Origin of the sequence: Massilimicrobiota sp. An80 (assembly GCF_002159255.1) — a bacterium.
Taxonomy (GTDB): Bacteria; Bacillota_I; Bacilli_A; order Erysipelotrichales; family Coprobacillaceae; genus Allocoprobacillus; species Allocoprobacillus merdigallinarum.
This window is the reverse complement of sequence record NZ_NFHI01000068.1, coordinates 1-10217: the sequence shown is the minus strand read 5'-3', so window position 1 is coordinate 10217 and position 10217 is coordinate 1. Positions and strand designations below refer to the sequence as shown.

The 10217-nt window shown below is 32.2% G+C and carries 11 protein-coding genes and 1 tRNA gene; 4 read left to right on the top strand and 8 right to left on the bottom strand.

From position 1 onward, the window contains the following. Window positions 1-146 precede the first annotated feature (146 nt). A tRNA-Arg gene (locus B5G32_RS12695) sits at window positions 147-223 on the bottom strand. A gap of 199 nt (window positions 224-422) precedes the next feature. Here B5G32_RS12695 and B5G32_RS12690 point away from each other — a divergent pair. Continuing rightward, a complete protein-coding gene (locus tag B5G32_RS12690) occupies window positions 423-1739 on the top strand; it encodes an IS30 family transposase (RefSeq protein WP_087936858.1) in 1317 nt (438 codons plus the stop codon). A gap of 225 nt (window positions 1740-1964) precedes the next feature. Here B5G32_RS12690 and B5G32_RS12685 read toward each other — a convergent pair whose 3' ends face one another. The 7 genes from B5G32_RS12685 to B5G32_RS12660 form a co-directional block, all read right to left on the bottom strand. Further along, window positions 1965-2633, bottom strand: a complete 669-nt coding sequence (locus B5G32_RS12685; protein ID WP_087244813.1) for an N-acetylmuramoyl-L-alanine amidase family protein — start codon at window positions 2631-2633, stop codon at window positions 1965-1967. A 68-nt stretch (window positions 2634-2701) separates the two neighbouring features. Then, window positions 2702-4069, bottom strand: a complete 1368-nt coding sequence (locus B5G32_RS12680) for an MATE family efflux transporter (RefSeq protein WP_087936857.1) — start codon at window positions 4067-4069, stop codon at window positions 2702-2704. Continuing rightward, complete coding sequence (locus B5G32_RS12675; RefSeq protein WP_087936856.1) at window positions 4070-4696, bottom strand: HAD family hydrolase; 627 nt, start codon at window positions 4694-4696, stop codon at window positions 4070-4072. Then, window positions 4693-4824 (bottom strand): hypothetical protein, encoded by a 132-nt coding sequence (locus B5G32_RS14300; protein ID WP_255374775.1) that lies wholly within the window; start codon window positions 4822-4824, stop codon window positions 4693-4695. Before B5G32_RS14300 ends, B5G32_RS12675 begins: the two co-directional genes overlap by 4 nt. Before the next feature lie 62 nt (window positions 4825-4886). Then, window positions 4887-5291, bottom strand: coding sequence for an HDIG domain-containing metalloprotein (locus tag B5G32_RS14415; RefSeq protein ID WP_479684589.1), 405 nt, complete (start codon window positions 5289-5291; stop codon window positions 4887-4889). Continuing rightward, a complete protein-coding gene (locus B5G32_RS12665) occupies window positions 5291-7066 on the bottom strand; it encodes a DUF885 domain-containing protein (RefSeq protein WP_087936854.1) in 1776 nt (591 codons plus the stop codon). The genes B5G32_RS14415 and B5G32_RS12665 overlap by 1 nt, the downstream gene beginning before the upstream one ends. A gap of 15 nt (window positions 7067-7081) precedes the next feature. After that, window positions 7082-7981, bottom strand: a complete 900-nt coding sequence (locus B5G32_RS12660) for a LysR family transcriptional regulator (protein ID WP_087305400.1) — start codon at window positions 7979-7981, stop codon at window positions 7082-7084. A gap of 107 nt (window positions 7982-8088) precedes the next feature. Here B5G32_RS12660 and B5G32_RS12655 point away from each other — a divergent pair, with 107 nt between their 5' ends. The 3 genes from B5G32_RS12655 to B5G32_RS12645 all read left to right on the top strand — a co-directional run. After that, entirely contained in the window at window positions 8089-8961 is an 873-nt protein-coding gene (locus B5G32_RS12655) for an aldo/keto reductase (RefSeq protein ID WP_087936853.1), read from the top strand. After that, the gene (locus B5G32_RS12650) at window positions 8958-9806 is read left to right on the top strand and encodes an aldo/keto reductase (RefSeq protein WP_087244820.1); all 849 of its coding nucleotides are present in this window, start codon (window positions 8958-8960) and stop codon (window positions 9804-9806) included. The genes B5G32_RS12655 and B5G32_RS12650 overlap by 4 nt, the downstream gene beginning before the upstream one ends. Before the next feature lie 98 nt (window positions 9807-9904). Next, the coding region (locus B5G32_RS12645) for a transposase (RefSeq protein WP_239386251.1) at window positions 9905-10217 on the top strand (313 nt) is incomplete at its 3' end.

Sequence of the window (10217 nt, the reverse complement as noted above, 5' to 3'; positions counted from 1 at the left end):
AACAGGGGCTTTATGCGCTTTTTTTGCATAATAATAAAGAGTACATATAGTCATACCACAAGAATTACAGAAATAAAAAAAGAGTCACCTAGTCTAATATACTAAGTTGACTCCATTGACCCTGATAAATCAGGGTAGTTTTTAAATGGCGTCCACGGAGGGATTCGAACCCGCGACCGCACGCTTAGAAGGCGTGTGCTCTATCCAGCTGAGCTACGTAGACATCTGTTTTTCGACTGCTCATATATATTAGCACAACATCTTATAACATGCAAGACTTTTTTTACTTTTTTATAAAAAAAGATACATTTGGTTAATTGTAAAAGTAAATTCTACTTTAAAAAATAAAGTGGAATTTAGTCTTACGAATTTTCTTGTTATATGTTATTGATTATTTGTTCCTCATTTTCTGGATTAATGATATGAATGAAAATATTTCTAAAAACAAACATATGACCGCTGATCAACGTAATGAGATTTTTACCATGCTAGAAAATGGTGATTCCGTTTCTAAAATTGCTTCAGCTATTTCAAAAGATAAATCTACTGTTTCCAAAGAAATCAGGAAACATAGAATTGAACAGAGAATTTCCAATACCCTTAGTAAAAATGGCACCTGTGCTCATGTTAAAAGCTGCACGCATACTCATTTATGCACTCATGTCAAATGCAATCTCAAGTTTTGTAAAAAGTGTGACATCTGTCAAAGCGTTTGTCCTGATTTTGAGCTCTATATATGCAAACGATTAAGAAGAGCTCCCTATGTATGCAATGGCTGTGATTCCCGTAAATACTGTCGCAAGCCTATAAAATATTTTTACAACCCTTCTCATGCTCACAAAGAATATAAGGAAGTTCTTGTCAGTTCGCGTACTGGCATCAATGTCACTGAAGATGAACTCAAAAAGATCGATTCCATTGTCAGTCCTCTTGTCAGAGATAAGTCTCAATCTCTCAATCATATATTTGCTTCACATGCTGGTGAGATTGGCGTTTCTCAAAGTACCGTTTACAACTACATTGATGCTGGCTTTCTTGAATGTGCCAACATTGACCTCCCTAGAAGGGTTAGATTTAAGAAAAGAAAGAGAAAAGCAGGGAAAAATGAGGTAAAAATCAATAAATCTGCATTGAGAAAAAATCGTACATATAATGATTATCTCGCTTATATGAACGAGCATCCCGATGCTAATGTCATTCAGATGGATACTGTCGAGGGCATCAAAGGTGAAAATCTCCTCCTTACCCTGCATTGTGTGAAAACACATTTTCAAATTGCTCATTTCATTTCAAGCAAGGAAAACACACATCTTGCACAGGTATTTGAATTGTATTATGAAAGATTTGATGATAAGAATCTCTTTAAGAATTTCTTTCAGGTCATACTTACAGACAATGGAAAAGAATTCACCGACATAGCTTATCTTGAAGAATTAGGAATAAAGGTATTTTTCTGCGATCCTAATAGATCAGATCAAAAAGGTTCTTGTGAAAAAAATCATGAGTTTATAAGATATTTCTTACCAAAAGGAGAGACTTTCAAGAATCTTCATCAAAGGGATATTTGGAATATGATGTCGCACATCAATTCATACAAAAGATATTCATTGAATAATAAAAGCCCCTATGAAGTGACGGAATTCATATGGGGCAAAGAATTATTACAGGCATTGCACATCAAATACATTAAGCCTGATGAAGTGATTTTAAACAATTCAATTTTTAATAAAAACAGATAGGAAAGGATTGAAAATGAGGAACACTAAGAAGTAGAATTTAGTCTTGCAAATTCATCGCAATCCTTAAAAAATTGAAATTCACTTCAAATACATTATATACATAAATACAAAGATTAAAAATATAAATCATGACATTTCCAAGATTAAGTTCTACTTATCAATGTTTTTTAAGTAGAACTTAGTCTTAAAAAAAGTAGAATTTACTTTTCAAATTAAATTATATTTTTATAATGGAGCAGATAAAGCCTGAAAGTAACCCTGTATTCCATCACTAATCACTGTCGCCAGCTTTTTATGATAACTGCGACTTTTTAACTGTCCTCTTTCATTAGCATTAGATAAAAAGCCACATTCAATCAATACACCCAGTGATTGTGTTGCACGCAAGATATAAAAACTGCTTGATGAAATATTTTTCCTTGTTCCCGTTAAGGTTTTCATTTGATTATGAATACTATCAGCTAATCTTTTCCCATCCTCACTTTTTTTATAATAAAAAACTTGTGATCCCCAGGCACTAGAATTTGAAGAATTCAAATGAATACTTAAAAATAAATCTGGCTGATATTCATCAATCTTTAACGCTCTTAAATACATATCATCCTGTTTAGAATAGTTATAATTTCTTCTTGTCATATCCTGGTCATCTGTTCTTGTCATATAAACCGTTGCTCCACGTGATTCCAATTCTTCTTTCAATGCAAAACTGATTTTCAAATTTAATTCATCTTCATCGACTCCAGCAATACTCGCTCCATTGTCTAAACCCCCGTGACCAGGGTCCAAAACTATCACTCTTTGATTTAACAATTGTGATGATGAAACATGAATAACTGGTTTATATAAACATGTACATAAAGCAAAAAGAATAATAAAAGACATCATTTTTTTCATATGAATCATCACCCGTTTATTTATATGAAAAAAGAAATGTCTTTATGCTTAGAGTCTTTCTCCTTATATTAACCTTTAGCGACAGATAAACGTTTTTTCTTTAAATCTTTTCCAATTGTCAACATCATTGTTAAATAACATGCGCCTCCACCAATAAAGTTACTGATAGCTTCAGCAATAAAAACACCATCAATACCCATATATATAGGCAAAATCAAAGTCAATGGAACAACAATCATCACTTTTCTAAAAAGTGAAAAGAAAACCGCCTGTTTAGACTTTCCTAATCCTACCGCCACAGCTTGTCCCGTCATTTGAAAAGCCATCATAAAAAAGCCAAAAAAGTATAAATGAATAGCTTGCGTTCCATGTGTTATGATTTCTGGATTATGACTAAAGATCTGAATATAAAATTGAGGAAACAAAGTAATACTGAGCCATAAAAGAAAACTCGTTAAGAAGCAAGTGATTGTTGTAAAACGAATAGCTTTTAAAACTCTTTGATATTGTTTAGCTCCATAATTATAGCCAAGCACTGGCTGTGAAGCGTTAGCTAAGCCTTGTCCTGGTAAAGATACAACCTCTCTAATAGAATTAATAATTGTCATAATCGCAATATAGAAATCTCCACCATATGTCTGAAGTGTGGCATTACAAACAATTGTAACAACAGAATTTGTCAATCCCATCATAAATCCAGCCATCCCTAAAGCAAATATTTTTTTCACATGTTTTATTTTTAATTTCAGTCTTTCTTTTTTTAATTTCAATATCGTTTTTTGACCTGTTAAAAATTGGAATGTCCATAAGGCAGATACAAACTGTGATATTACAGTCGCAAGCGCTGCACCTTTGACTCCCATTGCTAAAACAAAAATAAAGATAGGATCCAAAATAATATTTGTTACAGCACCTAACAAAACTGTCATCATGCCTATTTTCGCAAAACCTTGACTATTAATAAAACTATTCATGCCTAAACCAATCAAAACAAATGGCGTTCCTAATAAATAAATGCTCATATAATCATTTGCATATGTAATGGTATTCTGACTGGCTCCAAAAGCCCATAATAACGGTTCTTTAAACAACAGTCCAATGATCATAATCAAAACTGAAAAAAGAATCAGTAAAGAAAACGAATTCCCCATAATTTCTTCTGCCAAATCATGATCTCCACTTCCTCTCGCTATAGAACAAAGTGGTGAACCACCCATACCAAATAAATTCGCAAAAGCAATAATAATTGAAATTAATGGCAAACATAAACCTAAGCCACTCATCGCAAGAGTAGCTACATCAGGTAATCTTCCAATATAAATACGATCAACAACGTTATATAAAATATTGATAAACTGTGCAACAATCATTGGTCCAGCAATATGTAAAATATGCTGGGATACATTTCCTAATGCAAAGTTATTTTGATCTTGCATTTATATAAGCTGTAATAAATCTAATGGTTTTTCTAAAACAATTGTTGCATTTTTCATTTCTTCTTGAGCGACATTACCCCATTTGGCATATCCAAAATCTATATGAGCATTTTGAGAAGCCAATTCATCTGAACGAGCATCACCAATATAAATCACTTCATCAGGTTGAAGCTGTAATCTTTTTAAACATTCTAGTAATGGTGTTGGATCTGGTTTATGTTTATCAGTATCTTCTGCTAATATTGTAGCTTTCATATATTTATCCAACCCTTTTTCAACCATATCAATTTGATATTGAGCCTTTGTTTTGGCAGATACCACAGCTTGAATAATCCCTGCTTCTTCCAGTTTTATAAAAACCTCTTCAAATCCTTCATAAAGTGTTGCCCCATCTGCATATTCATTGACATATTGAACCCATTTGGCATATGTTTTTTCTTTATCTTTTATATTTAATTCTTCCATCACTTTCATACCAGGATAAGCCGCAAATTTTAAAACATCTTCAAAACTCCAATCTTCATTTAATTCTTCTTTAATAATTCTCATTAATGGATACATATTCATATTTAATGTATTTAAAACTGTTCCATCAATATCATAAATAACTGCTTTATACTTTTTCATATCTTTTTTTCCTCTCTTGATAAATCTTCATAAGCTTCTTTTAACCACTGATGTGGATATAAAATACGTTTATGTTGTAACTGTTCTTTTAAAAATAAATAAGCACTATATGCTAATGATATCTGCATTCCTTCTTCAATAACATCTCAATAAGGAGGAAGTCCTGTTTGATCCCATTGTATTTTATCAGCTAGAAAAACAACGAGATCAATTTGACTAGGGTGTGCTTTGAGTGTCGTATGACATGTGATAGCTGATAAAACGTCTTTATCTTCAATTTGAAAGATGTTTTGTGCAAATAATGCAGAAACTCTTTGATGCAGCAGGAATGGATACTTTTTTTGGATGGATCTATTGTCCAGGCATTTTGTAACGCTATTTCCATCATTTGATTGTGAGAAATCACAGCACTGATGTCGTGTAATAAAGCTGCCTGATAACATTTTTGAGGATCAACTCCAAATCTATGAGCAAGTTTCAGACTCTCATTTGCAACTTTCAGACTATGTTCTTTCGTATAAATACATTGATATGTATCAAAGAACTGGCAAACATTCTCTTTTAAACTCAAATCTGGTGATATAAGATAGTCCATCATTGGCTATTCTCCACATAGCGATCAATATGACGTTCTACGACATCAAATGGCGCTGTTCCCGTTTCTAATAACGCTTCATGAAATAACTTATGATCAAAATTGTCCCCTAACGTTTCTTGAGCTTCTTCTTTCATTTGTGCTATTTTTTCATATCCAACATAATAAGGAACAAATGCTGCTGGATTAGCTTGAAGCTGTTTATATAATGCTGACAAAGACTCTTCATCTAAAACCATTCCATTGTCTTCTAAAAAATCAAGAACATCACTTTGACTCCATCCTTCATAATGAACACCAATATCTATCAAAATCGTTAAACTATTATTCAATAATTCTGCTTCTTTATATAACTGCAAAACATCTTCATCAATTTCATCTTCTAAATATTTTAAACATTCATATTGTGCATATGTCGCATAGCCTTCACTATAAGCCTGACAGCTGGCAATGGCTTTTCTAAAATTGTTTGTCTGATTTTCATACATATACGCATATTGATACATGTGTCCTGTTAGCCCTTCATGTGCCACTGTTGCATAAGTAGATATCGTCTTGACATCATTTGTTTTAGGGTTAACTCGCAACTGTTTCACCTGTGTTCCATCTAATGTAGGAATATTAAAATAAGCTGTTACCCCTGAATCAGAAGCTAAATTTTCATTGACATCTTGAATTTGATATGACAGTTGATCAACTTCAGGAAAATCTTGCGATAAATTTTGTTTAATAAACTTCAAAATTTCATCGTAACTCCGGAAATTTGTTTGAGGGAAATTCCCATTTGTATAATCTTCATAAAGCTCAGGATTTTGAATAGCTAATACAACCAGACGTTGCATATGCTGATGAAAAGCATCTTCCATCATATTTTTGACTTCTTCTACTGTTTGATCAGTTCCACTATTTTGTTGTAATAATAAAGCATAGTATTCTTTACCATCTTTGAAATGAGCGAGTCCCTGCTCATTATTGGTACCATCTTTAAGATGAGATAAAGTAGTTATGATTTCTTGATAAGCTGGAAAAAAAGATGTTTGAAAAGCGTCTTCCATTTGTTGTTTATAATCTTCTTTCTTTTGCTTTGTGATATCTAGATTTTCAATATTTTCATAAACAGCCTGTAAAACAGGACTATGATCTTTTTGATCTAAAATTCTTTGACAATAAGTTAACACTGAATCAAAATCAATCATTAACAAACCTTTTTGAGCTTGTGTTTTTGTATAATCTAAAGCTTCTTGCGTATAGGGTAAGATATCTTTAACCATGATAATCATATTTTGTAAATCTTCTTCATTTCGTATGTCCCAATCAGTTAGTAAAGTTGGATATTGATAATGTAATCCTGTCATACTGGCAAATAAAGAACCATAATAATCAAATTTTTCATCACTCAATTTTTGATCAATTGATAATTGTGTTTTATAAATATCATAAGAATCTTTTTGATCTTCAGTTAAAGCATCATAATCAAATTCCATTAATTGTTCATAGGTATTATTTAACTCCTGTTTGAGTTTTTGCTGGTCATCTTGAAATGCACCCATGCCTAGTCCAACTTCTACCTGACTCATATCAATTCCAAAATCTTCTGGATGAGTCACATAAGTATGTAAAGTCACATAATCGTTTTCCATCGTTTCTATAAATTCCTGATTTAAAAATTGATCAAACTCTTTTTGAACTGTCACATTATCTTGCTGGCATCCTACCATGCAAAAGAATAATGTTATGGACAATAAAAACTGGATTGACTTTTTTAAATATTTCATATTTTTCCTCATGTCTTATTTGTTGTTATCTACACTTTCCGTGACTTGACTGACATCTTCCCAATGTAAGTTTTGAACTTCTGTTAGTAGTGATGAAAATATTTTTTTATCTGTTTTTCTATAAATCCCATAATACATCACATGTGCCTGTGGATCACTAATAGGAATAGCCTTGCGATTTTCTGATTTTCCTTCCTGTTTCATTGTAATATCACTTCTAAAATGAGGCAATGCCGATGCCTTAATCAATTCATTGAAAACCTGCCCATCTTCCTGAAATAACAAATGTGATTGAGGAATGACTTTTTGACAGATTTCATTCCAGAATCCTATTTTTGACAACAACAGAACACTTTCACCATTTAAGTCATCAAATGATATTTCTGGAAATAAAGCTAAAGGATGTGCTGGTGGTACAGATAAAAAGAGATTTTCTTCAAATAATGGCACACATTCATAATCAGGATCATCAATAGGATGATGAAAAACAATAATAGAAAATTCATAGTTTTTTAATCCTTGCAGTAAAATGTCTTCTCGAGAATCAAGAACATCATGAATTTGCATTTCAGGGTATAATTTTTTGAAAACATGACGTAATCCCCAGATTGGTGCTGGTGCACAGGACCCAATTTTCACTTCATATTGGCTACGATTATAAGCCTGCAAAGTATTCACAATCTTTTCTTTATCATTTAAAAGTTTCTCAAAAAGTTCCACAGCCAATTTCCCATTTGCATTCAATTCAACTTTATTTTTCTTACGGTCAAAAAGCTGAATACCTAATTCATCTTCCAGACGTTGAATCGAACGTGTTAAAGCTGGTTGCGATATAAGTAAAACTTCAGCCGCTTTAGAAATTGTTCCCACTTTCGCAATCGTTAATAACTGTTCTAACTGATAAAATTCAATCATGAATACACCTCCATTTCACTATGCATTTTAATTATAGCACAATAAAATATTGATATTGTACTTTTTTCAGCTCTTTTTCTAAAATAACAAGTGAAAGGAGGAAGTCAATGCAATATCAAAAACTCAATAATGGTGTCATGATGCCTATGTTAGGTTATGGAACATTTCAGATTCCACCTTTACAGACTGAAAAATGTATTCTTCATGCCTTAGAAAGTGGTTATCGTCTTATTGACAGTGCGGCTGCTTATTTAAATGAAAAAGAAATTGGTAAAGCTTTACAAAAATCTCAAATTCCTAGAAAAGAACTCTTTATCACAACCAAGGTATGGGTTCAAGATACTGATTATGAAAAGACAATGAAAGCTTTCCAGACATCTTTAGAAAATTTAGGTTTAGATTATATTGATTTGTATCTGATTCATCAACCTTATGGTGATTACTATGGATCTTATAGAGCCATGGAAGAATTATATATGAAAGGAAAAATCAGAGCACTGGGTGTCTGTAATTTTAGTCCGGAAAGATTTGTAGATTTATATATGAACTGTTCTATTAAACCGATGATTAATCAAATCGAATATCATCCATTCTTTCAACAAAAAGAAGCTCATCACCTGTTTGAACAATATCAATGTATAACACAGGCATGGGGACCATTGAATGAAGGTCAAAGACATATTTTTGAAAATCCAATATTATTAAAAATAGCAAAAAAACATCATAAAACAGTTGCCCAAATTGTATTAAGATGGCAAATCCAACAAGGAATTATTGCGATTCCGAAAACAATTCATCAAGAACGCATGATTGAAAATATGGATATATGGGATTTTCAATTAGATCAGGATGATTTTATAGAAATGAATAAACTCAATCTTGGTCATAGTGAAATCATTGATTATCAATGTTATTCAACTGCTAAAAACTTAAACAAATTTAAAATTCATGAAAATTCAACAAAGGAGATACACATATGAAAACATTTGAACTCAACAACAAACAACACATTCCTGCCGTCGGTTTTGGCGTTTTTATGATTCCAAACGATGGCCCAACTTATGATGCCACATTAGCTGCTTTAAAAGCAGGATATCGTCATATTGATACAGCTGCTGGATATATGAATGAAAGCGATGTTGGAAAAGCAATCAAAGATAGTGGTATTGATCGTCAAGATATTTTTATTACTTCTAAATTATGGTTACAGGATTATGGATATGAAAATGCGAAAAAAGGGATTGAAAATTCATTAAGACTGCTTGGTGTAGATTACATTGATCTTTATTTATTACATCAGCCCTATGGTGATTATTTAGGAGCATGGAAAGCTTTAGAAGAAGCTTATGAAGAAGGAAAATTGAAATCTATTGGTATTTCTAATATCACTGTCAACTTATGGAATCAATTTAAAGATGGTATGAAAGTCATGCCTGCAGTCAATCAGGTAGAATTTAATCCATTTGTTCAACAAAGAGAACTCAGAAAAGTGATGGATGAAAATCATATTCTTTTAGAAGCATGGTATCCTTTAGGACATGGTAATAAAGAATTATTAGAAAATCCTGTTATTTGTGAACTAGCTGACAAATATCATAAAAATGCTGGTCAGATTATCTTACGTTGGATTTATCAGGAAGGTGTTATTTCTTTACCAAAATCTACAAATCCTGAAAGAATGAAAGGAAATATTGATATTTTTGATTTCGAATTGAATGCCCAAGAAATGGAAAAAATGCGTGCTTTAGATACAGGTAAACCAACACACAATCCTGAAGATCCTGCCAATGAAGTCAGATTATCACAATTAAAGATTCACGATTAAAAAACATGATATCAGATTAAGGAGGTGAATCTACGACTAGCATCACCAAGTCACTAGGACCATTTCCTGATGGTGAGTTTGATGTTGATGTGTTTAGAATGCTGACCTTAAAACAAACAAAAATGACAAAAGCCTGTCCTGAAATATATAAAATTATTACCAAATCAATGAGATTTGATTTTATGGACAAAGAGAATCCCTGGTATGAGTTCAACTGTAGGGTCGAGAGATTCAAAATATCCGATGATAAATATGAAACTATTATTACCAATTTAAGCAGAGAGGATTTCTTAATGGAAGAAATCCGTGAAATCTACAATATGAGATGGGGCGAGGAAACTTCTTTTCGAGAACTCAAGTATGCCATTGGACTCAATGCATTGCATGCCAAGAAAAGAAAACTCATACAGC